General features: G+C 52.1%; 22 protein-coding genes. 17 read left to right on the forward strand and 5 right to left on the reverse strand.

The genetic code is table 11. From position 1 onward, the window contains the following. Positions 1-162 precede the first annotated feature (162 nt). The 3 genes from brnQ to malZ all read left to right on the forward strand — a co-directional run bounded on the left by brnQ (position 163) and on the right by malZ (position 4,903). Positions 163-1,482: a branched-chain amino acid transporter carrier protein BrnQ gene (gene brnQ / locus WC5_RS10020; RefSeq protein ID WP_000149635.1), complete on the forward strand. Its 1,320-nt coding sequence runs from the start codon at positions 163-165 to the stop codon at positions 1,480-1,482. A 76-nt stretch (positions 1,483-1,558) separates the two neighbouring features. Further along, on the forward strand, positions 1,559-2,932 hold the full coding sequence (gene proY, locus WC5_RS10015) for a proline-specific permease ProY (protein ID WP_010349444.1): 1,374 nt from the start codon (positions 1,559-1,561) through the stop codon (positions 2,930-2,932). A gap of 153 nt (positions 2,933-3,085) precedes the next feature. Next, a complete protein-coding gene (malZ, locus tag WC5_RS10010) occupies positions 3,086-4,903 on the forward strand; it encodes a maltodextrin glucosidase (RefSeq protein WP_000979373.1) in 1,818 nt (605 codons plus the stop codon). A 4-nt stretch (positions 4,904-4,907) separates the two neighbouring features. Here the strand turns inward: malZ and acpH are convergent, their stop codons facing one another. Beyond that, entirely contained in the window at positions 4,908-5,489 is a 582-nt protein-coding gene (acpH, locus tag WC5_RS10005) for an ACP phosphodiesterase (protein ID WP_001009862.1), read from the reverse strand. Positions 5,490-5,581: 92 nt separating this feature from the next. Here acpH and queA point away from each other — a divergent pair, with 92 nt between their 5' ends. The 8 genes from queA (at position 5,582) to yajD (ending at position 12,148) form a co-directional block, all read left to right on the forward strand. After that, on the forward strand, positions 5,582-6,652 hold the full coding sequence (gene queA, locus WC5_RS10000) for a tRNA preQ1(34) S-adenosylmethionine ribosyltransferase-isomerase QueA (RefSeq protein ID WP_001266509.1): 1,071 nt from the start codon (positions 5,582-5,584) through the stop codon (positions 6,650-6,652). Positions 6,653-6,706: 54 nt separating this feature from the next. Further along, on the forward strand, positions 6,707-7,834 hold the full coding sequence (tgt, locus tag WC5_RS09995) for a tRNA guanosine(34) transglycosylase Tgt (RefSeq protein ID WP_016231602.1): 1,128 nt from the start codon (positions 6,707-6,709) through the stop codon (positions 7,832-7,834). Positions 7,835-7,856: 22 nt separating this feature from the next. Then, positions 7,857-8,189, forward strand: coding sequence for a preprotein translocase subunit YajC (gene yajC / locus WC5_RS09990; protein WP_000007629.1), 333 nt, complete (start codon positions 7,857-7,859; stop codon positions 8,187-8,189). A 27-nt stretch (positions 8,190-8,216) separates the two neighbouring features. Beyond that, positions 8,217-10,064: a protein translocase subunit SecD gene (gene secD / locus WC5_RS09985; protein WP_000934816.1), complete on the forward strand. Its 1,848-nt coding sequence runs from the start codon at positions 8,217-8,219 to the stop codon at positions 10,062-10,064. A gap of 10 nt (positions 10,065-10,074) precedes the next feature. Next, entirely contained in the window at positions 10,075-11,046 is a 972-nt protein-coding gene (gene secF, locus WC5_RS09980; protein ID WP_000046637.1) for a protein translocase subunit SecF, read from the forward strand. Between the two features lie 150 nt (positions 11,047-11,196). Beyond that, complete coding sequence (locus WC5_RS09975) at positions 11,197-11,439, forward strand: type II toxin-antitoxin system ParD family antitoxin (protein ID WP_001226938.1); 243 nt, start codon at positions 11,197-11,199, stop codon at positions 11,437-11,439. Then, entirely contained in the window at positions 11,432-11,713 is a 282-nt protein-coding gene (locus tag WC5_RS09970) for a type II toxin-antitoxin system RelE/ParE family toxin (RefSeq protein WP_000277486.1), read from the forward strand. Before WC5_RS09975 ends, WC5_RS09970 begins: the two co-directional genes overlap by 8 nt. An 87-nt stretch (positions 11,714-11,800) precedes the next feature. Further along, positions 11,801-12,148: an HNH nuclease YajD gene (gene yajD / locus WC5_RS09965; RefSeq protein WP_000974823.1), complete on the forward strand. Its 348-nt coding sequence runs from the start codon at positions 11,801-11,803 to the stop codon at positions 12,146-12,148. Between the two features lie 37 nt (positions 12,149-12,185). On the opposite strand, the gene tsx is transcribed toward yajD, so the two are convergent. Both tsx and WC5_RS09955 read right to left on the reverse strand, forming a co-directional pair. Beyond that, positions 12,186-13,070, reverse strand: coding sequence for a nucleoside-specific channel-forming protein Tsx (gene tsx, locus WC5_RS09960; protein ID WP_001295328.1), 885 nt, complete (start codon positions 13,068-13,070; stop codon positions 12,186-12,188). A 297-nt stretch (positions 13,071-13,367) separates the two neighbouring features. Continuing rightward, the gene (locus WC5_RS09955) at positions 13,368-13,907 is read right to left on the reverse strand and encodes a SadB/YajI family lipoprotein (protein WP_001093514.1); all 540 of its coding nucleotides are present in this window, start codon (positions 13,905-13,907) and stop codon (positions 13,368-13,370) included. A 150-nt stretch (positions 13,908-14,057) separates the two neighbouring features. Here WC5_RS09955 and nrdR point away from each other — a divergent pair, with 150 nt between their 5' ends. From nrdR to pgpA, 6 genes are all read left to right on the forward strand, one after another. Then, complete coding sequence (gene nrdR / locus WC5_RS09950; protein WP_016231604.1) at positions 14,058-14,507, forward strand: transcriptional regulator NrdR; 450 nt, start codon at positions 14,058-14,060, stop codon at positions 14,505-14,507. Between the two features lie 3 nt (positions 14,508-14,510). After that, complete coding sequence (gene ribD, locus WC5_RS09945; protein ID WP_001150423.1) at positions 14,511-15,614, forward strand: bifunctional diaminohydroxyphosphoribosylaminopyrimidine deaminase/5-amino-6-(5-phosphoribosylamino)uracil reductase RibD; 1,104 nt, start codon at positions 14,511-14,513, stop codon at positions 15,612-15,614. Between the two features lie 89 nt (positions 15,615-15,703). Continuing rightward, positions 15,704-16,174: a 6,7-dimethyl-8-ribityllumazine synthase gene (gene ribH / locus WC5_RS09940; RefSeq protein ID WP_001021161.1), complete on the forward strand. Its 471-nt coding sequence runs from the start codon at positions 15,704-15,706 to the stop codon at positions 16,172-16,174. Between the two features lie 19 nt (positions 16,175-16,193). Then, positions 16,194-16,613, forward strand: coding sequence for a transcription antitermination factor NusB (nusB, locus tag WC5_RS09935; RefSeq protein WP_000801125.1), 420 nt, complete (start codon positions 16,194-16,196; stop codon positions 16,611-16,613). Between the two features lie 77 nt (positions 16,614-16,690). Then, the gene (gene thiL / locus WC5_RS09930) at positions 16,691-17,668 is read left to right on the forward strand and encodes a thiamine-phosphate kinase (protein ID WP_000752125.1); all 978 of its coding nucleotides are present in this window, start codon (positions 16,691-16,693) and stop codon (positions 17,666-17,668) included. Then, the gene (gene pgpA, locus WC5_RS09925) at positions 17,646-18,164 is read left to right on the forward strand and encodes a phosphatidylglycerophosphatase A (protein ID WP_000154039.1); all 519 of its coding nucleotides are present in this window, start codon (positions 17,646-17,648) and stop codon (positions 18,162-18,164) included. The genes thiL and pgpA overlap by 23 nt, the downstream gene beginning before the upstream one ends. An 85-nt stretch (positions 18,165-18,249) precedes the next feature. Here pgpA and yajO read toward each other — a convergent pair whose 3' ends face one another. Both yajO and dxs read right to left on the reverse strand, forming a co-directional pair. Continuing rightward, entirely contained in the window at positions 18,250-19,224 is a 975-nt protein-coding gene (gene yajO / locus WC5_RS09920) for a 1-deoxyxylulose-5-phosphate synthase YajO (protein WP_001199792.1), read from the reverse strand. A 54-nt stretch (positions 19,225-19,278) separates the two neighbouring features. After that, positions 19,279-21,141: a 1-deoxy-D-xylulose-5-phosphate synthase gene (dxs, locus tag WC5_RS09915; RefSeq protein ID WP_000006803.1), complete on the reverse strand. Its 1,863-nt coding sequence runs from the start codon at positions 21,139-21,141 to the stop codon at positions 19,279-19,281. Positions 21,142-21,159 lie beyond the last annotated feature (18 nt).

The following is a 21,159-nucleotide window of genomic DNA, read 5'->3' on the forward strand; positions in this document are numbered from 1 at the left end:
TCATACTGACTGCATTCACGCGGTAAATCGAAAAACTATACTTCGCCGCGCCTGGTTGGGAGTATTTCTCGCTAAAATTGTTTAAATATACCGCTGTATCATCCCCAGGGATTGGCACAAAAATTTAACGTTACAACACCACATCCACAGGCAGTATGATTTATGACCCATCAATTAAGATCGCGCGATATCATCGCTCTGGGCTTTATGACATTTGCGTTGTTCGTCGGCGCAGGTAACATTATTTTCCCTCCTATGGTCGGCTTGCAGGCAGGCGAACACGTCTGGACTGCGGCATTCGGCTTCCTTATTACTGCCGTTGGTCTGCCGGTATTAACGGTAGTGGCGCTGGCGAAAGTTGGCGGCGGTGTTGACAGTCTCAGCACGCCAATCGGTAAAGTCGCAGGCGTACTGCTGGCAACGGTTTGCTACCTGGCTGTGGGGCCGCTGTTCGCCACGCCGCGTACAGCCACCGTCTCCTTTGAAGTGGGGATTGCGCCGCTGACGGGGGATTCCGCGCTGCCGCTGTTTATCTACAGCCTGGTCTATTTCGCTATCGTTATTCTGGTTTCGCTCTATCCGGGCAAGCTGCTGGATACCGTGGGCAACTTCCTTGCGCCGCTGAAAATTATCGCGCTGGTCATCCTGTCTGTTGCCGCAATTATCTGGCCGGCGGGTTCTATCAGCACGGCGACTGAGGCTTATCAAAACGCTGCATTTTCTAACGGCTTCGTCAACGGCTATCTGACAATGGATACGCTGGGCGCAATGGTGTTTGGTATCGTTATTGTTAACGCGGCGCGTTCTCGTGGCGTTACCGAAGCGCGTCTGCTGACCCGTTATACCGTCTGGGCTGGCCTGATGGCGGGTGTTGGTCTGACTCTGCTTTACCTGGCGCTGTTTCGTCTGGGTTCAGATAGTGCGTCGCTGGTTGATCAGTCAGCAAACGGTGCGGCTATTCTGCACGCTTATGTTCAACACACCTTTGGCGGCGGCGGTAGCTTCCTGCTGGCGGCGTTAATCTTCATCGCTTGCCTGGTAACGGCGGTTGGCCTGACCTGCGCCTGCGCAGAGTTCTTTGCCCAGTACGTACCACTCTCTTACCGTACGCTGGTATTTATCCTCGGCGGCTTCTCGATGGTGGTGTCTAACCTCGGTTTGAGCCAATTGATTCAGATCTCTGTACCGGTGCTGACTGCCATTTATCCGCCGTGTATCGCACTGGTTGTATTAAGTTTTACACGCTCATGGTGGCATAATTCGTCCCGCGTGATTGCTCCGCCGATGTTTATCAGCCTGCTTTTTGGTATTCTCGACGGGATCAAAGCATCTGCATTCAGCGATATCTTACCGTCCTGGGCGCAGCGTTTACCGCTGGCCGAACAAGGTCTGGCGTGGTTAATGCCAACAGTGGTGATGGTGGTTCTGGCCATTATCTGGGATCGCGCGGCAGGTCGTCAGGTGACCTCCAGCGCCCACTAAATCACTGAAAATTTGTTTTAACCACGGGGCTGCGATGCCCCGTGGTTTTTTTATTGTGTTGATGGGTTAGGAATTGATGGAAAGTAAGAACAAGCTAAAGCGTGGGCTAAGTACCCGACACATACGCTTTATGGCACTGGGGTCAGCAATCGGCACCGGGCTGTTTTACGGTTCGGCAGACGCCATCAAAATGGCCGGTCCGAGCGTGTTGTTGGCCTATATTATTGGTGGGGTCGCGGCATATATCATTATGCGTGCGCTGGGGGAAATGTCGGTACATAACCCGGCTGCCAGCTCTTTCTCGCGTTATGCGCAGGAAAACCTCGGTCCGCTGGCAGGTTATATCACCGGCTGGACCTACTGCTTTGAAATCCTTATTGTCGCCATTGCCGATGTGACCGCTTTCGGTATCTATATGGGCGTCTGGTTCCCGACGGTGCCGCACTGGATTTGGGTGTTGAGCGTGGTGCTGATTATTTGCGCCATCAACCTGATGAGCGTGAAAGTGTTCGGCGAGCTGGAGTTCTGGTTCTCGTTCTTTAAAGTTGCCACCATTATCATCATGATTGTCGCCGGTTTCGGCATCATCATCTGGGGGATTGGCAACGGCGGGCAACCGACGGGTATCCATAACCTGTGGAGCAACGGTGGTTTCTTCAGTAACGGCTGGCTTGGCATGGTGATGTCGTTGCAAATGGTGATGTTTGCCTACGGTGGGATCGAAATTATCGGGATTACCGCCGGTGAAGCGAAAGAGCCAGAGAAATCCATTCCGCGCGCGATTAACTCAGTACCGATGCGTATTCTGGTGTTCTATGTCGGTACGCTGTTCGTCATTATGTCTATCTACCCGTGGAATCAGGTCGGTACTGCCGGTAGCCCGTTTGTGCTGACATTCCAGCATATGGGGATTACCTTTGCCGCCAGTATTCTTAACTTCGTTGTGTTGACTGCCTCACTGTCGGCAATCAATAGTGACGTATTTGGCGTAGGTCGTATGTTGCACGGCATGGCAGAGCAGGGCAGCGCACCGAAAATCTTCAGCAAAACCTCGCGTCGCGGTATTCCGTGGGTAACTGTGCTGGTGATGACCACTGCGCTACTGTTCGCGGTGTATCTGAACTACATCATGCCGGAAAACGTCTTCCTGGTGATCGCCTCGCTGGCAACCTTTGCTACGGTGTGGGTGTGGATTATGATTTTGCTGTCGCAGATTGCCTTCCGTCGCCGTCTACCGCCGGAAGAAGTTAAGGCGCTGAAATTCAAAGTACCTGGCGGGGTGGCAACGACTATCACGGGGCTGATTTTCCTGGTCTTTATCATCGGGCTGATCGGTTATCACCCTGAAACACGAATCTCTCTGTACGTTGGTTTCGCGTGGATTGTTCTGCTGTTGATTGGCTGGATGTTTAAACGCCGCCATGACCGCCAGTTGGCTGAAAACCACTAATTTCCTCGTTTGTAAGCCGGTTCAGGGTACATCCTGAACCGGTTATTCCGAAAGTTATCCGCCCCCGACCTCCTCCCCCAAATATCCTTCAGACGATGAGTGATCCTGCTGTAGGCTATGGCAATGTGATCAGATTTTCATCACAGGGGAATTATGATGTTGAATGCATGGCACCTGCCGGTGCCCCCATTTGTTAAGCAAAGCAAAGATCAACTGCTTATTACACTGTGGTTGACGGGTGAAGAACCGCCGCAGCGCATTATGCTGCGCACGGAAAACGATAACGAAGAAACGTCAGTACCGATGCACAAACTGCGCAGTCAGCCACAGCCTGGCGTAACGGCATGGCGGGCGGCTGTCGATCTCTCCACCGGACAACCTCGGCGGCGATATAGTTTCAAATTGCTGTGGCACGATCGCCAGCGATGGTTTTCGCCGCAAGGTTTTAGCCAAATACCGCCAGCGCGGCTGGAACAGTTTGCTGTTGATGTGCCAGATATTGGGCCACAATGGGCCGCAGACCAGATTTTTTATCAGATCTTCCCGGATCGTTTTGCCCGTAGTTTGCCACGCGAAGCCGGGCAGGATCATGTCTATTACCATCATGCTGCCGGGCGAGAGATTATCCTGCGCGACTGGGATGAACCGGTCACAGCACAGGCTGGGGGCTCAACGTTTTATGGCGGAGATCTGGACGGTATCAGCGAAAAACTGCCGTATCTGAAAAAACTCGGCGTGACGGCGCTGTATCTCAATCCGGTGTTCAAAGCTCCCAGCGTGCATAAATACGATACCGAAGATTATCGCCACGTTGACCCGCAGTTTGGCGGCGACGGAGCATTGCTGCGCTTACGCCACAATACACAGCAACAGGGAATGCGGCTGGTACTGGACGGCGTGTTTAACCACAGTGGCGATTCCCATGCCTGGTTTGACAGGCATAATCGAGGAGCGGGTGGCGCTTGTCACAACCCCGAATCGCCCTGGCGTGACTGGTACTCGTTTAGTGATGATGGCACGGCGCTCGACTGGCTGGGCTATGCCAGCCTGCCAAAGCTGGATTATCAGTCGGAAAGTTTGGTTAATGAAATTTATCGCGGCGAAGACAGCATTGTCCGCCACTGGCTGAAAGCACCGTGGAATATGGACGGTTGGCGGCTGGATGTGGTGCATATGCTGGGGGAAGCGGGTGGGGCGCGCAATAATTTGCAGCATGTCGCCGGGATCACCGAAGCGGCGAAAGAAACCCTGCCGGAAGCCTATATTGTTGGCGAGCATTTTGGCGATGCGCGGCAATGGTTGCAGGCTGATGTGGAAGATGCGGCCATGAACTATCGCGGCTTTACTTTCCCGTTGTGGGGATTTCTCGCCAATACCGACATCTCTTACGATCCGCAGCAGATTGACGCACGAACCTGTATGGCCTGGATGGATAATTACCGCGCCGGTCTTTCTCATCAACAACAATTGCGTATGTTTAATCAGCTCGATAGCCACGATACTGCGCGATTTAAAACCTTGCTCGGTCGGGATGTTGCGCGCCTGCCGCTGGCGGTGGTCTGGCTGCTCACCTGGCCTGGCGTGCCCTGTATTTATTACGGTGATGAAGTGGGGCTGGATGGTAATAACGATCCATTTTGCCGTAAGCCATTCCCGTGGCAGTCGGAAAAACAAGATGCGGAGCTACTTTCGCTGTATCAGCGAATGATTGCGCTGCGTAAGAAGAGCCAGGCACTGCGTCGCGGTGGCTGTCAGGTGCTGTACGCGGAAGATAACGTGGTGGTGTTTGTGCGCGTGCTAAATCAGCAGCGTGTGCTGGTGGCGATCAACCGTGGCGACGCCTGTGAAGTAGTGCTGCCCGCATCGCCGTTGCTTAATGTCGCGCAATGGCAACGTAAAGAAGGTCACGGGCAACTGGCGGATGGCATTTTGACATTGCCTGCGATATCGGCGACGGTGTGGATGAATTAACGCCTTATAACGTCTTGTTCGACGCCTGCGCCATCATCCGGGGATAAAACTGCCAGAAGCGGGTTTCAAGGGCATCGTAATGGGCGTCTAAATCGTACCAGGAGTCACGCAGGGCATCCAGGCGTGGACGACGGCTTGCCATACCGTTTAACACGCTCTGGATGAAATCCATATCGCGATAACGCACCAGCCACTGCTCTGACCATAAGTAGTTGTTCAGATTGATAAAGCGTGGTGGGGAGTCCGGTAAAATCGTCATCACTTGTTCGCGGGCATAACAGACAAATTCCTCTAGCGGAAAATTGGGTGAGAGCTGCGACCAGTGGCGGGAAAGAAAATGATCCCACATGACATCCAGCGTGATAGGCGCAACCCGGCGGGTTTCACTACGAAACCACTCCCGCGCTTCGCGGACTTCCGGCAGATTGTCGGTTAATACATCGATTCGCCGATGCATATGAATACCAGCCACGACGTCGGGTGGATAAATTTCATCGGGGTTTCCGCGAACGAAATCTGCCAGTAAGTTGCCAGAAAGCGAGCTTTCAGCGAGATGGGCTAAATGCAGGTGAGCTAAAAAATTCATCGATTATATTCTATCCAAATGGGGGTAAAGGTTGCAGGGAGAGCGCCCCGGCACTAGACTACCCGCCTCTTATTTTAGTCTGAGTCAGTGTCATGCGCGTTACCGATTTCTCCTTTGAATTGCCCGAATCCCTGATTGCCCACTATCCCATGCCTGAACGCAGTAGCTGTCGTTTACTGTCGCTGGACGGGCCAACGGGCGCGCTGACGCACGGTACTTTCACTGATTTACTCGATAAGCTCAACCCCGGCGATCTTCTGGTTTTTAACAATACCCGCGTGATCCCGGCACGCCTGTTTGGGCGTAAAGCCAGCGGCGGCAAGATTGAAGTGCTGGTTGAGCGGATGCTCGATGACAAACGCATTCTTGCGCATATTCGCGCTTCGAAAGCACCAAAACCAGGCACTGAACTGCTGCTGGGCGATGACGAAAGCATTAAAGCAACAATGACTGCCCGCCACGGCGCATTGTTTGAAGTCGAATTTAATGATGACCGCTCGGTGCTGGATATTCTCAACAGCATCGGTCATATGCCGTTGCCTCCGTACATCGACCGCCCAGACGAAGATGCCGACCGCGAACTTTATCAAACGGTTTATAGCGAAAAACCTGGCGCGGTAGCAGCGCCGACCGCTGGACTGCATTTTGACGAACCGTTGCTTGAAAAATTGCGCGCCAAAGGCGTGGAGATGGCATTTGTGACCTTGCACGTTGGTGCGGGCACCTTCCAGCCGGTGCGCGTCGACACCATTGAAGATCACATCATGCACTCGGAATACGCTGAAGTGCCGCAGGAGGTGGTTGATGCGGTACTAGCGGCGAAAGCGCGCGGTAACCGGGTGATTGCGGTTGGCACCACCTCAGTACGTTCGCTGGAAAGCGCAGCACAGGCGGCGAAAAACGATCTCATCGAACCGTTCTTCGACGATACCCAAATCTTTATCTATCCGGGCTTCCAGTACAAAGTGGTCGATGCGCTGGTGACTAACTTCCACCTGCCAGAGTCGACGCTGATTATGCTGGTTTCGGCATTTGCCGGTTACCAACACACGATGAACGCCTATAAAGCGGCGGTAGAAGAGAAATATCGCTTTTTTAGTTACGGTGATGCGATGTTTATCACGTACAATCCGCAGGCAATTAATGAGCGCGTCGGGGAGTAATTCTGCGGCGCTGGTTTAAACGTTGGACTGTTTTTCTGACGTAGTGGAGAAAAAATGAAATTTGAACTGGATACCACCGACGGTCGCGCACGCCGTGGTCGCCTGGTCTTCGAGCGTGGCGTAGTGGAAACGCCTTGTTTTATGCCTGTTGGCACCTACGGCACCGTAAAAGGGATGACGCCGGAAGAAGTTGAAGCGACCGGCGCACAGATTATCCTTGGTAACACTTTCCACCTGTGGTTGCGCCCAGGTCAGGAAATCATGAAGCTGCATGGCGATCTGCACGATTTCATGCAATGGAAAGGCCCAATCCTCACCGATTCCGGTGGTTTCCAGGTCTTCAGCCTTGGCGATATCCGTAAAATCACCGAACAGGGCGTACACTTCCGTAACCCGATCAACGGCGATCCGATTTTCCTCGATCCCGAAAAATCGATGGAGATTCAGTACGATCTTGGTTCAGATATCGTCATGATTTTTGATGAGTGTACGCCATATCCTGCTGACTGGGATTACGCTAAACGTTCGATGGAGATGTCTCTGCGTTGGGCGAAGCGTAGCCGTGAGCGTTTTGATAGCCTCGGTAACAAAAATGCGCTGTTTGGTATCATTCAGGGTAGCGTTTACGAAGATTTACGTGATATCTCTGTTAAAGGTCTGGTAGATATCGGTTTTGATGGCTACGCTGTCGGCGGTCTGGCTGTGGGTGAGCCGAAAGCAGATATGCACCGCATTCTGGAGCATGTGTGCCCGCAAATACCGGCAGACAAACCGCGTTACCTGATGGGCGTGGGTAAACCGGAAGATCTGGTTGAAGGCGTGCGTCGCGGTATCGATATGTTTGACTGCGTAATGCCAACACGTAATGCGCGTAACGGTCATCTGTTCGTGACCGATGGCGTGGTGAAAATCCGCAATGCGAAGTATAAGAGCGACACAGGGCCGCTCGATCCTGAGTGTGATTGCTACACCTGTCGCAATTATTCACGTGCCTACTTGCATCATCTCGACCGTTGCAACGAAATATTAGGCGCGCGACTCAACACCATTCATAACCTTCGTTACTACCAGCGTTTGATGGCGGGTTTACGCAAGGCTATTGAAGAGGGTAAATTAGAGAGCTTCGTAGCTGATTTTTACCAGCGTCAGGGGCGAGAAGTACCACCTTTGAACGTTGATTAATATTAATAATGAGGGAAATTTAATGAGCTTTTTTATTTCTGATGCGGTAGCGGCAACGGGTGCACCGGCGCAAGGTAGCCCGATGTCTTTGATTTTGATGCTGGTGGTATTCGGTCTGATTTTCTATTTCATGATCCTGCGTCCACAGCAGAAGCGCACCAAAGAACACAAAAAGCTGATGGACTCCATTGCCAAAGGTGATGAAGTTCTGACGAACGGTGGCCTGGTTGGTCGCGTAACCAAAGTAGCGGAAAACGGCTACATTGCTATCGCGCTGAATGACACCACTGAAGTAGTTATTAAACGTGACTTCGTAGCTGCCGTCCTGCCGAAAGGCACCATGAAGGCGCTGTAATTAAAATTTTTCCCTAAGGGAATTGCCGTGTTAAACCGTTATCCTTTGTGGAAGTACGTCATGCTGATCGTGGTGATTGTCATCGGTCTGCTGTATGCGCTTCCCAACCTGTTTGGTGAGGATCCGGCTGTTCAGATCACTGGTGCGCGCGGAGTCGCCGCCAGTGAGCAAACGCTGATCCAGGTCCAGAAAACGTTACAAGAAGAAAAAATAACTGCTAAGTCTGTGGCACTGGAAGAGGGCGCTATTCTTGCGCGCTTCGACTCCACTGACACCCAACTGCGCGCCCGTGAAGCGTTGCTGGATATTCTGGGTGATAAGTACGTCGTGGCGCTTAACCTTGCTCCGGCAACGCCACGCTGGCTGGCAGCTATTCACGCTGAGCCGATGAAGCTCGGTCTTGACCTGCGTGGCGGCGTTCACTTCCTGATGGAAGTGGATATGGACACCGCGCTTGGCAAGCTCCAGGAACAAAATATCGATAGCCTGCGCAGCGACCTGCGCGAAAAAGGCATCCCGTATACCACCGTTCGTAAAGAAAACAACTACGGCCTGAGCATCACCTTCCGTGACTCTAATGCGCGTGATGAAGCCATTGCGTATCTGAGCAAGCGTCATCCTGATCTGGTGATTAGCAGTCAGGGCAGCAACCAGCTGCGTGCGGTAATGAGCGATGCACGTCTGAGCGAAGCGCGTGAATATGCGGTGCAGCAGAACATCAATATTCTGCGTAACCGTGTAAACCAGCTTGGTGTTGCTGAGCCTGTGGTACAGCGCCAGGGCGCCGACCGTATCGTTGTTGAACTGCCGGGTATCCAGGATACCGCTCGCGCGAAAGAGATTCTGGGCGCGACGGCAACGCTGGAATTCCGTCTGGTAAACACCAACGTTGACCAGGCCGCTGCTGCGTCTGGCCGCGTACCGGGTGACTCTGAAGTGAAACAGACCCGCGAAGGTCAGCCGGTTGTGCTGTACAAACGCGTGATCCTGACCGGTGACCATATCACCGACTCCACTTCCAGCCAGGACGAATACAACCAACCGCAGGTTAACATCTCGCTCGACAGCGCAGGTGGCAACATCATGTCTAACTTCACTAAGGACAACATCGGTAAACCGATGGCGACCTTGTTTGTGGAGTACAAAGACAGCGGTAAGAAAGATGCTAACGGTCGTGCTGTACTGGTTAAGCAGGAAGAGGTGATTAACATCGCTAATATCCAGTCTCGTCTGGGTAACAGCTTCCGTATCACTGGTATCAACAACCCGAACGAAGCCCGCCAGCTGTCACTGCTGCTGCGTGCTGGTGCATTGATCGCGCCAATTCAGATTGTTGAAGAACGTACCATTGGTCCGACTCTGGGTATGCAGAACATTGAACAGGGGCTGGAGGCGTGTCTCGCCGGTCTGCTGGTTTCTATTCTGTTCATGATCCTCTTCTATAAGAAGTTTGGTCTGATTGCGACCAGTGCTCTGGTTGCCAACCTGATCTTGATCGTCGGTATTATGTCACTGTTGCCAGGTGCAACGCTGAGTATGCCTGGTATCGCGGGTATCGTCTTAACCCTTGCGGTGGCGGTCGATGCGAACGTACTGATCAACGAACGTATTAAAGAAGAGTTGAGCAACGGGCGTACTGTTCAGCAGGCAATTGATGAAGGTTATCGCGGTGCATTCAGTTCCATCTTCGATGCGAACATCACCACTTTGATCAAAGTCATCATCCTGTACGCAGTGGGAACCGGGGCAATTAAAGGGTTCGCGATTACTACCGGTATCGGTGTGGCAACGTCGATGTTTACCGCGATTGTTGGTACGCGTGCCATCGTAAACCTGCTATATGGCGGCAAGCGCGTCAAGAAGCTGTCAATCTGAGGAGTGCGATGTGGCACAGGAATATACTGTTGAACAACTAAACCACGGCCGTAAAGTCTATGACTTTATGCGCTGGGACTACTGGGCTTTTGGCATCTCTGGTCTGCTGTTAATCGCCGCTATCGTCATTATGGGCGTGCGAGGCTTTAACTGGGGGCTGGATTTCACCGGTGGTACGGTTATTGAAATTACGCTCGAAAAGCCGGCTGAAATCGACGTAATGCGTGATGCATTGCAAAAAGCCGGTTTTGAAGAGCCGATGCTGCAAAACTTCGGTAGCAGCCATGACATCATGGTTCGTATGCCGCCTGCTGAAGGCGAAACGGGCGGTCAGGTGCTGGGCAGCCAGGTTCTGAAGGTGATTAACGAATCCACCAATCAGAACGCGGCGGTGAAGCGTATTGAGTTTGTCGGTCCGAGCGTGGGTGCAGACCTTGCGCAAACCGGTGCAATGGCGTTGATGGCGGCGCTGCTGTCTATCCTTGTGTACGTAGGTTTCCGCTTTGAGTGGCGACTGGCGGCAGGGGTCGTTATCGCGCTGGCGCACGACGTTATCATTACGCTGGGTATTTTGTCGTTATTCCATATCGAGATTGACCTGACCATTGTGGCATCGCTGATGTCGGTTATCGGTTACTCGCTTAACGACAGTATCGTGGTATCGGACCGTATTCGTGAAAACTTCCGCAAGATCCGTCGCGGTACACCTTACGAAATCTTTAACGTGTCCTTGACTCAGACGCTGCACCGTACCTTGATCACATCCGGTACTACCTTGATGGTTATCCTGATGCTGTATCTCTTTGGTGGCCCGGTGCTGGAAGGCTTCTCGCTGACTATGCTTATCGGTGTTTCCATCGGTACGGCATCTTCCATCTATGTTGCATCGGCGCTGGCTCTGAAACTGGGCATGAAGCGTGAGCACATGCTGCAGCAGAAAGTGGAAAAAGAAGGGGCGGATCAACCGTCAATTCTGCCGTAAGTGTGTTTTAAAGTAGTTCAGTTAAAAACCGTGGCGTTTTTGCGCTGCGGTTTTTTTTCGGTTATTGCATATTGAACTGAATACAGCTTTGGTTGTAGAAATAGTTCTGACATATACTTTGTATTAATAGTTAATACATGGAGATCGCTTATGCGCAAAATTACCTCAGTAAGCGTTGGCGAACAACTGGATAGTTTCATCACCCGGATGGTCCAGTCTGGTCGTTATGGTTCGGCCAGTGAAGTGATGCGTTCGGCGCTTCGTCTATTGGAACAACAAGAATCCAGGGATGAGGCTGTCAGAAATGCTGTTATTGAAGGTCTTGAGAGCGGTGAAAGTTCGATGACGCTTCGTGATATCGCAGCAGAAAGGAAGCAAAAACATCGTGTATAAGCTTAGCGGAAAAGCTGTTGAAGATTTCAGAGGGATCTATGACTACACGCTGGGAAAGTTTGGTGAGGAGCAGGCGGATCGCTATACCGACTCTCTTGGCATTTTTCTGGATACACTCTCTCAAATGCCTGAGATAGGGCAAGACTATGATGCGGTTCCAGAGGTAAAGAAGATCGCATTTAGGTTTCACACTGTTTATTACGTTATAAGAGTAGATGACATTCTCATTGCGCGTATTCTTCATCAGCAGATGGAACCTCGCCGTCACTGGTAATGTTAGAATTTCTTTACTCAGGATTGCGAAAATCTCCCCATCTTGGGAAACTGCGCGTAACCCTACATTTTATCCAGGTAACTTTTCATGGCTATCATCCCAAAAAACTATGCGCGGTTAGAAAGCGGTTATCGCGAAAAAGCATTAAAACTCTATCCGTGGGTGTGCGGTCGTTGTTCCCGCGAATTTGTCTATTCCAACCTGCGTGAACTTACCGTTCACCACATTGATCACGACCATACCAATAACCCGGAAGATGGTAGTAACTGGGAATTGTTGTGTCTGTATTGCCACGATCATGAGCATTCGAAATATACCGAAGCGGATCAGTATGGTACGACCGTTATCGCAGGGGAAGATGCGCAGAAAGATGTCGGTGAAGCGAAATATAATCCGTTCGCTGATTTAAAAGCGATGATGAATAAGAAAAAGTGATAAAAAATGCCGGATGTTGCATCCGGCATTTCAACTATTAGAAGTTGTAACCTACCACCAGGTAACCACCCCAGCCGGTAGAGCGAACGTTGAAGTTGCCGTTACCAAAGTTCAGCTCTGCATCGTCGTTCCACTGACCACCGTCGTGCCAGTAACGAGCAACGACAGAGTAGTGCCAGTGATCGTAGTTCAGAGCCAGAATATGGCTGGAAGCGATAGAGTTATTGGTACGCGTCTTAATACCGTTGATTGCGTTACCGCTGTCATCACCCAGATCGGAACCCCAGTCGAAGTTGGTGAAGCCGATGTAGCTCAGCTGACCGCCCCACAGATCGGTAATCGGCACAAAGTATTTAATTTTGAAACGGTAACCATCCCACTCGTTTTCGTTCGCTGCGCCGTAGTTCTGCCACTGGTATTTCGCATACACGTTCATGGACAGGCTCATCGGCAGGCCAGTGTCGATGTCCGTACCCAGACCCATGTACCAGGTGCTCTGGCGACCATCTTTATTACGACCCATGTCGTAAATGTAGTTGTTCGCGAAGTACCACTCTTTGAACGGACCGAAGCTAAGGTCAGTATTGGTCAGCTTGTCGATGGAGAAACGCGGTTCGATTTCCATAAACAGCGGAGAACCGTGGTTCCAGATACCTTTTGCATCGGAGTTACCGCCGAAGAATACCGGCGCATCCGCATAACCATAGAAGTCGAACCAGTCTTTTTTAGCGAATGCTTCGTACTCGAGGTAGGTATCGTTGCGGATCTGCGGTCCGAAACGGGTGTGATAACTTCCGACAACGTTAACGCTCTGGTGCCACCAGTCGGAGAGATACTGCGGTTTGTCGTTTTCAGCTGCGTTGACAGTAAAAGACGAAGAGAGCGCCAGTACCGCACCGGCTGCCAGTAATGTTTTTTTCATATGTATGCCACTGTTTAAAAATCCCTTGCGGGAGTGAAAAAGGCGCAAATTGCGTTTCTAAATATTACGTATACAGAGGAGCCTATTATAAAAATCATTGCTCACAAAAATATGTTGCGTTTCACAGTTCTATCATTTACGTAATCGATTGCGTTCACGTTTACACATATTCGGGCGGGGATTGTACTGACTTTCACCCTTGTTGCAAACTTTTACTATCAATCCGGGTGATGTAAGTGGAGTAACAAAATAATGGGGGAAGATGTTGCGAGACGCACAAAACGCCCCGCCAAACGTTTATTGCATAACAGGCTGAATGTCGTGAATGCGTACAAAGCCTAATTGTTCAGGTGTGATGCCATTTAACTGTAGCGGGATGTCAACATCGCTGGGGGTGAGGAGACTTGCCGGTGCGTTAATCAATTGATTCTGCACATTGATTTCCTGAAAGTTATCTATTGTTCCCTGAATTTGCCCATATTCAACGGTTCCGCTGAATGCGGGTAAAGGGTCATTGGATTCGCCCTGAATCCGTAAGGTCAGCGTAGTGCCATCTGCATTTGGCGCAATATTCATAAGCGACATTCGTAAGGTGCCGATCTGACTTTCCAGACGTGCGGCTGTTTTCGAGCCCGGCAGAAGGTAAACCCCACTGCTGGATTTTTCATTCAGCCTGTTTTGCTGAGTGATTTTGATGGTTTCTTTATTGAGCTGCGTCATCTCTTTATTCAGCGTGCTGACGCTGTGCTTCATCTGGCGCACTTCACTTTGCTGTACACAGGCACTTAAGCTGAACAGGCTTCCCAGCAGGAGTAGTCGAATAACTTTAGTGTTCATAGGTCGTCCCTTTCTTGTCGCAATTAGCTTAATAGTAGAGCGTAAAAACAGCGAAAACATCGATCCTTTGTCTCAAAAGCGTTGCGCCTTTGTTGTATCGTCAGTTCAGGGTAAAATAGGTTTCTGTTAACCACCTGGTCAGGACGCCGTATGCATTGCCCATTCTGTTTCGCCGTGGACACTAAAGTTATTGACTCTCGTCTCGTGGGCGAGGGTTCATCCGTACGCCGCCGTCGGCAGTGTCTGGTGTGTCATGAACGTTTCACCACCTTTGAAGTGGCGGAACTGGTTATGCCGCGCGTTGTAAAAAGCAACGACGTGCGTGAACCGTTTAATGAAGAGAAATTGCGCAGCGGAATGCTGCGGGCGCTGGAAAAACGTCCGGTAAGTTCCGACGACGTCGAAATGGCGATCAACCATATAAAGTCACAGCTCCGCGCCACCGGTGAGCGTGAAGTGCCGAGCAAGATGATTGGCAATCTGGTGATGGAACAATTGAAAAAACTCGATAAAGTCGCCTATATCCGTTTTGCCTCTGTCTATCGCAGTTTCGAAGATATCAAAGAATTTGGCGAAGAGATCGCGCGCCTGGAGGATTAAACCGTGCAGGACGAGTATTACATGGCGCGGGCGCTAAAGCTGGCGCAACGAGGACGTTTCACTACTCACCCAAACCCAAATGTTGGGTGTGTCATTGTGAAAGATGGCGAAATTGTCGGCGAAGGTTACCATCACCGTGCGGGTGAACCACACGCTGAAGTACATGCGTTGCGTATGGCGGGTGAAAAAGCCAAAGGCGCGACTGCTTATGTCACTCTCGAACCTTGCAGTCATCATGGTCGAACGCCGCCGTGCTGTGACGCACTCACCGCCGCTGGCGTAGCGCGCGTGGTCGCTGCGATGCAGGATCCGAATCCGCAGGTCGCCGGACGTGGACTTTACCGCCTGCAACAGGCTGGCATTGACGTCAGCCACGGTTTGATGATGAGTGAAGCCGAGCAATTGAATAAAGGCTTTCTTAAACGAATGCGCACCGGCTTTCCTTATATCCAGTTAAAACTTGGCGCATCGCTTGATGGTCGTACGGCGATGGCGAGCGGTGAGAGTCAGTGGATCACTTCCCCCCAGGCGCGGCGTGATGTTCAACGTCTGCGTGCGCAAAGTCATGCCATTTTAACCAGCAGCGCCACGGTGCTGGCGGACGATCCGGCCTTAACGGTGCGTTGGTCTGAACTGGATGAACAAACTCAGGCGCTCTATTCGCAAGAAAATCTGCGTCAGCCGGTGCGCGTCGTCATTGACAGTGATAATCGCGTGACGCCAGAACACCGCATTGTGCAACAGCCGGGCGAGACCTGGTTTGCCCGAACGCAGGATGACGCCCGCGAGTGGCCGGAAACAGTGCGCACCTTGCTGATCCCGGAACATAACGGGCATCTGGATTTGGTTGTGCTGATGATGCAACTGGGCAAGCAACAAATTAATAGTGTGTGGGTAGAGGCGGGATCAACGCTCGCTGGCGCACTGCTACAGGCCGGTTTAGTCGATGAGCTGATTGTCTATATCGCACCTAAACTTTTAGGTAGCGACGCCCGTGGATTATGTACGCTGCCGGGGCTTGAGGAGTTAGCTGACGCCCCCCAATTTAAATTCAAAGAGATACGTCATGTAGGCCCGGATGTTTGCCTGCATTTAGTGGGTGCATGATCTCCCGGCTCGAAAGGGAAGCAGCGCACGAAATATTATGCTAAAATCCGCCCCCCTGCGGGGCCATAACTCGAACCCGAAGGAAAAAAATGAACATTATTGAAGCTAACGTTGCTACCCCGGACGCTCGCGTCGCCATCACCATTGCGCGTTTCAACAACTTTATCAATGACAGCCTGCTGGAAGGTGCGATTGACGCACTGAAACGTATTGGTCAGGTAAAAGATGAAAATATTACCGTTGTTTGGGTGCCAGGTGCTTATGAGCTGCCGCTGGCGGCAGGCGCACTGGCTAAAACCGGTAAATACGACGCGGTGATCGCGCTGGGTACGGTTATTCGTGGTGGCACTGCCCACTTTGAATACGTCGCTGGTGGTGCAAGCAACGGCCTGGCACATGTTGCCCAGGACAGCGAAATTCCGGTTGCTTTTGGTGTGCTGACCACCGAAAGCATTGAACAAGCGATCGAACGTGCTGGCACCAAAGCTGGTAACAAAGGTGCAGAAGCTGCACTGACCGCGCTTGAAATGATTAATGTATTGAAAGCCATCAAGGCCTGAAATTAGTAAGGGGAAATCCGTGAAACCTGCTGCTCGTCGCCGCGCTCGTGAGTGTGCCGTCCAGGCGCTCTACTCCTGGCAGTTGTCCCAGAACGACATCGCTGATGTTGAATACCAGTTCCTGGCTGAACAGGATGTAAAAGACGTTGACGTCCTGTACTTCCGTGAGCTGCTGGCCGGGGTGGCGACTAACACCGCATACCTCGACGGACTGATGAAGCCATATCTGTCCCGCCTGCTGGAAGAGCTGGGTCAGGTAGAAAAAGCAGTACTGCGCATTGCGCTGTACGAGCTGTCTAAACGTAGCGATGTGCCGTATAAAGTGGCCATTAACGAAGCGATCGAACTGGCAAAATCGTTCGGCGCAGAAGACAGCCATAAGTTCGTCAACGGCGTACTCGATAAAGCAGCACCTGTGATTCGCCCTAACAAAAAGTGATATCCAGGCCGGCAGAGTAACGGAAAGCATTTCCGTACTCTCCGGCCTTTTCTTTTTTACCTGCTGAGGCATAACGTATGGCATGTGGCGAGTTCTCCCTGATTGCCCGTTATTTTGACCGTGTAAGAAGCTCTCGTCTTGATGTCGAACTTGGCATCGGTGACGATTGTGCACTTCTCAATATCCCCGAGAAACAGACCCTGGCGATCAGCACCGATACGCTGGTGGCGGGCAATCACTTCCTCCCTGATATCGATCCTGCGGATCTGGCATATAAAGCACTGGCGGTAAACTTAAGCGATCTGGCGGCGATGGGTGCCGATCCGGCCTGGCTGACGCTGGCATTGACTTTACCGAACGTAGACGAAGCGTGGCTTGAATCTTTCAGCGACAGTCTTTTCGAGCTGCTTAATTATTACGATATGCAACTCATTGGTGGCGATACCACGCGTGGACCGCTATCGATGACGTTGGGTATCCACGGCTTTGTCCCGATGGGACGAGCCTTAACGCGCTCAGGTGCGAAACCGGGTGACTGGATTTATGTGACCGGTACGCCGGGCGATAGCGCCGCCGGGCTGGCGATTTTGCAAAACCGTTTGCAGGTTGCCGATGCTAAAGATGCGGAGTATTTAATCAAACGTCATCTCCGCCCATCGCCGCGAATTTTGCAGGGGCAGGCATTGTGCGATCTGGCGAGTTCAGCCATCGATCTCTCTGACGGTCTGATCTCCGACCTCGGGCATATCGTGAAAGCCAGCGACTGCGGCGCACGCATTGACCTGACATTGTTGCCATTCTCTGACGCACTTTCACGTCACGTCGAACCGGAACAGGCGCTGCGTTGGGCGCTGTCTGGCGGTGAAGATTACGAGTTGTGTTTCACTGTACCGGAACTTAACCGAGGCGCGCTGGATGTGGCTTTGGGACATCTTGGCGTACCGTTTACCTGTATCGGGCAAATGACCGCCGATATCGAAGGGCTTTGTTTTGTTCGTGACGGCGAACCTGTCACGTTAGACTGGAAAGGATATGACCATTTTGCCACGCCATAAAGATGTCGCGAAAAGTCGCCTGAAAATGAGTAACCCATGGCACTTATTGGCTACGGGGTTCGGGAGTGGGTTAAGTCCGATTGTTCCTGGTACGATGGGCTCGCTGGCGGCGATTCCATTCTGGTATCTGATGACCTTTTTGCCCTGGCAGCTTTATTCGCTGGTGGTGATGCTGGGGATCTGTATCGGCGTCTATCTTTGCCATCAGACTGCGAAGGATATGGGCGTGCACGATCACGGCAGTATCGTCTGGGACGAATTTATCGGCATGTGGATCACCCTGATGGCGCTGCCGACCAATGACTGGCGGTGGGTTGCCGCCGGGTTTGTGATTTTCCGTATTCTGGATATGTGGAAACCGTGGCCGATCCGTTGGTTTGATCGCAATGTGCATGGCGGAATGGGGATCATGATCGATGATATCGTCGCCGGGGTGATTTCCGCTGGAATACTCTATTTTATCGGCCATCACTGGCCGCTGGGTATTCTGTCGTAGGCCGAATAAGGCGTTCACGCCGCATCCGGCGGTTGCGCACTGATGCCTGATACGACGCTTGTTGCGTCTTATCAGGCCTGGATTTCTATTTAAATCCCACCACCGGATGCGGTTTATACGGTGTTTCCAGTTCGGCAATTTGTTCCGGCTTCAGGGTGATATCCACCGCATTCAGTAACTCATCTAGCTGTTCTTCCCGCGACGTTCCGATAATCGGTGCGGCAATGCCCGGTTTGCTCAATAACCACGCCAGAGCCACTTGTGCCCGCGTAGCACCCAATTCTTCACTCACGCCCGTTAATCGTTCTGCAATCCGCGCGTCATTTTCGTCGCTTTCGTTGTAGAGATTTTTTCCTACTTCATCGGAAACCAGTCGTGCAGTGGTCTCTCCCCACGGACGAGTCAGACGGCCCCGCGCCAGCGGGCTCCATGGAATCACCGCCACGCCCTCCTGATAACACAGAGGCAGCATCTCGCGCTCTTCTTCACGATAAATCAGATTGTAGTGATCCTGCATACTGACAAACTGCGCCCAGCCGTGCTGTTTTTGTAGATCCAGCGCCTGAGCAAACTGGGAGGCGTGCATGGATGACGCGCCGATATAACGCGCTTTCCCGGCTTTTACCACGTCATTCAGGGCTTCAAGCGTCTCTTCGATCGGCGTGTTGTAATCCCAGCGATGAATTTGCAGGATATCGACATAATCCATACCGAGACGACGCAGGCTGTCGTCAATAGAGCGCAAAATTTGTGCGCGGGATAATCCTTCTGGTAAATCACCAACGCGATGGAATACTTTGGTGGCAACGACCACATCTTCACGGCGGGCGAAGTCCCGCAATGCGCGACCGACGATCTCTTCGCTGCTGCCGTCAGAATAACTGTTGGCGGTATCAAAGAAATTTATGCCGCCTTCCAGCGCCCGTTTGATGATTGGACGGCTGCTCTCTTCCGGCAGTGTCCATGCGTGGTTACCGCGATCTGGCTCGCCAAAGGTCATACAGCCGAGGCAAAGTCGGGAAACGCGAAGATCTGTTTTTCCTAAGGGGTTGTATTGCATGTTGCCACTCCTGCCATGAATAATTTCTTAAGCATAGCAGGAGTGGAGTAGGGATTATGCCAGCCAGGCCTTGATTTTGGCTTCCATACCGGCGGCATCGAGGCCGAGTTCGGCGCGCATTTCTTCCTGAGTTCCTTGCGGAATAAAGAAATCCGGCAGGCCAATGTTCAGTACTGGCACGGGTTTACGATGAGCCATCAGCACTTCGTTCACGCCACTGCCCGCGCCGCCCATAATGGCGTTTTCTTCAACGGTGACCAGCGCCTCATGGCTGGCGGCCATTTCCAGAATTAACGCTTCATCAAGCGGCTTAACAAAACGCATATCAACCAGCGTAGCGTTCAGCGATTCGGCGACTTTCGCCGCTTCTGGCATTAGCGTACCAAAGTTGAGGATCGCTAGCTTTTCACCACGACGCTTCACGATGCCTTTGCCAATCGGCAGTTTTTCCAGCGGCGTCAGTTCCACGCCGACGGCATTGCCGCGCGGGTAGCGCACCGCTGACGGCCCCTCGTTATAGTGATAGCCGGTATGGAGCATTTGGCGACATTCGTTTTCATCGCTCGGGGTCATAATGACCATTTCCGGTATGCAGCGCAGGTAAGAGAGATCAAAAGCGCCCTGATGGGTTTGACCGTCAGCACCAACAATGCCCGCGCGGTCGATGGCGAACAGAACCGGTAGCTTTTGAATCGCCACGTCATGCAGTACCTGATCATAGGCGCGTTGCAGGAAGGTGGAGTAGATCGCCACGATTGGTTTGTACCCCCCAATCGCCAGACCCGCAGCAAAGGTCACTGCGTGTTGCTCGGCAATTGCCACGTCGAAGTAGCGATCCGGGAATTTACGTGAAAACTCGACCATGCCAGAACCTTCGCGCATCGCCGGTGTAATCGCCATCAGCTTGTTGTCTTTCGCTGCCGTTTCGCACAACCAGTCGCCAAAGATTTTTGAATAGCTTGGCAAACCGCCACTGCTTTTGGGCAGGCAACCGCTGGAGGGATCAAATTTAGGTACGGCGTGGAAGGTGATTGGGTCTTTTTCTGCCGGTTCATAACCACGACCTTTTTTGGTCATGATATGCAGGAACTGCGGGCCTTTCAGGTCGCGCATGTTCTTTAGCGTAGTGATAAGCCCCAGCACATCGTGACCGTCAACCGGGCCGATGTAGTTAAAGCCCAGCTCTTCAAACAACGTGCCAGGCACCACCATGCCTTTAATATGTTCTTCGGTACGTTTGAGCAGCTCTTTAATTGGCGGCACGCCAGAGAAAACTTTTTTCCCGCCTTCGCGCAGAGAAGAGTAAAGCTTACCGGAAAGCAGCTGCGCCAGATGGTTGTTGAGCGCGCCGACATTTTCGGAAATCGACATTTCATTGTCGTTGAGGACTACCAGCATATCAGGACGGATATCACCCGCATGGTTCATCGCTTCAAACGCCATGCCAGCGGTAATCGCGCCGTCGCCAATTACACAGACGGTGCGGCGATTTTTGCCTTCTTTCTCGGCAGCAACCGCAATACCAATTCCGGCACTGATGGAGGTTGATGAATGCCCGACGCTTAATACGTCATATTCGCTTTCACCGCGCCACGGGAACGGGTGCAGACCACCTTTCTGACGGATGGTGCCGATTTTGTCGCGGCGTCCGGTCAAAATTTTATGCGGATAAGCCTGATGTCCCACATCCCAAATCAATTGGTCAAACGGGGTGTTATAGACGTAGTGCAGCGCCACGGTCAGTTCGACCGTGCCCAGCCCGGAGGCGAAGTGCCCGCTGGAACGGCTCACGCTGTCGAGTAAATAGCGGCGCAGTTCGTCGCAGAGTTTCGGTAAACTCTCTTTTGGCAACAGTCGTAACTCCTGGGTGGAGTCGACCAGTGCCAGGGTCGGGTATTTGGCAATATCAAAACTCATCAGGGGCCTATTAATACT

Source organism: Escherichia sp. KTE114, from assembly GCF_000407765.1.
Taxonomy (GTDB): Bacteria; Pseudomonadota; Gammaproteobacteria; order Enterobacterales; family Enterobacteriaceae; genus Escherichia; species Escherichia ruysiae.

Bases quoted from the DNA above. Each gene is read 5' to 3' on its own strand.
- queA (WP_001266509.1), top strand. From the start codon at position 5,582: ATGCGCGTTACCGATTTCTCCTTTGAATTGCCCGAATCCCTGATTGCC.
- yajC (WP_000007629.1), top strand. From the start codon at position 7,857: ATGAGCTTTTTTATTTCTGATGCGGTAGCGGCAACGGGTGCACCGGCG.
- acpH (WP_001009862.1), bottom strand. From the start codon at position 5,489: ATGAATTTTTTAGCTCACCTGCATTTAGCCCATCTCGCTGAAAGCTCG.
- WC5_RS09955 (WP_001093514.1), bottom strand. From the start codon at position 13,907: ATGAACACTAAAGTTATTCGACTACTCCTGCTGGGAAGCCTGTTCAGC.
- proY (WP_010349444.1), top strand. From the start codon at position 1,559: ATGGAAAGTAAGAACAAGCTAAAGCGTGGGCTAAGTACCCGACACATA.
- tsx (WP_001295328.1), bottom strand. From the start codon at position 13,070: ATGAAAAAAACATTACTGGCAGCCGGTGCGGTACTGGCGCTCTCTTCG.
- pgpA (WP_000154039.1), top strand. From the start codon at position 17,646: ATGACCATTTTGCCACGCCATAAAGATGTCGCGAAAAGTCGCCTGAAA.
- WC5_RS09975 (WP_001226938.1), top strand. From the start codon at position 11,197: ATGCGCAAAATTACCTCAGTAAGCGTTGGCGAACAACTGGATAGTTTC.
- nrdR (WP_016231604.1), top strand. From the start codon at position 14,058: ATGCATTGCCCATTCTGTTTCGCCGTGGACACTAAAGTTATTGACTCT.
- yajD (WP_000974823.1), top strand. From the start codon at position 11,801: ATGGCTATCATCCCAAAAAACTATGCGCGGTTAGAAAGCGGTTATCGC.
- tgt (WP_016231602.1), top strand. From the start codon at position 6,707: ATGAAATTTGAACTGGATACCACCGACGGTCGCGCACGCCGTGGTCGC.
- thiL (WP_000752125.1), top strand. From the start codon at position 16,691: ATGGCATGTGGCGAGTTCTCCCTGATTGCCCGTTATTTTGACCGTGTA.
- malZ (WP_000979373.1), top strand. From the start codon at position 3,086: ATGATGTTGAATGCATGGCACCTGCCGGTGCCCCCATTTGTTAAGCAA.
- dxs (WP_000006803.1), bottom strand. From the start codon at position 21,141: ATGAGTTTTGATATTGCCAAATACCCGACCCTGGCACTGGTCGACTCC.
- ribH (WP_001021161.1), top strand. From the start codon at position 15,704: ATGAACATTATTGAAGCTAACGTTGCTACCCCGGACGCTCGCGTCGCC.
- brnQ (WP_000149635.1), top strand. From the start codon at position 163: ATGACCCATCAATTAAGATCGCGCGATATCATCGCTCTGGGCTTTATG.
- yajO (WP_001199792.1), bottom strand. From the start codon at position 19,224: ATGCAATACAACCCCTTAGGAAAAACAGATCTTCGCGTTTCCCGACTT.